1 protein-coding gene is annotated in these 255 nt (G+C 57.3%); it reads left to right on the top strand.

Translation table 11 applies throughout. The features are described 5' to 3' along the window. The coding region (locus tag E0D98_RS26735) for a DUF4376 domain-containing protein (RefSeq protein ID WP_131891684.1) at positions 1-255 on the top strand (255 nt) is incomplete at both ends.

Here is a 255-nt window from a genome sequence, read left to right as displayed (position 1 = left end):
CCGCGGAGAAAGCGCGCGGGATGAAGGGCGATGAAATAAACGCGTGGCGTAATGCGATGGAGGCGGCGAACTACACGTTTGAGCACAATGGCCGGAAATGGGACTACGGAAAGTCAACGCAGACGCGTCTTGAGCCATCGGTGGCGGCAGCGAAAGCGGGGAAACTGCCGGAGGCGTTTTTCTGGACGGATGCGGAAAACAATGATGTACAGGTGACAGCAGAAGAGCTTATTGCGCTGAGTGAAGCGGCAGAGC

This window comes from Escherichia sp. KCJ4928 (assembly GCF_004352695.1).
Classification (GTDB): domain Bacteria; phylum Pseudomonadota; class Gammaproteobacteria; order Enterobacterales; family Enterobacteriaceae; genus ECMA0423.
The sequence above is the reverse complement of the archived record's forward strand: the minus strand, read 5'-3'. Positions and strand labels throughout refer to the sequence as shown.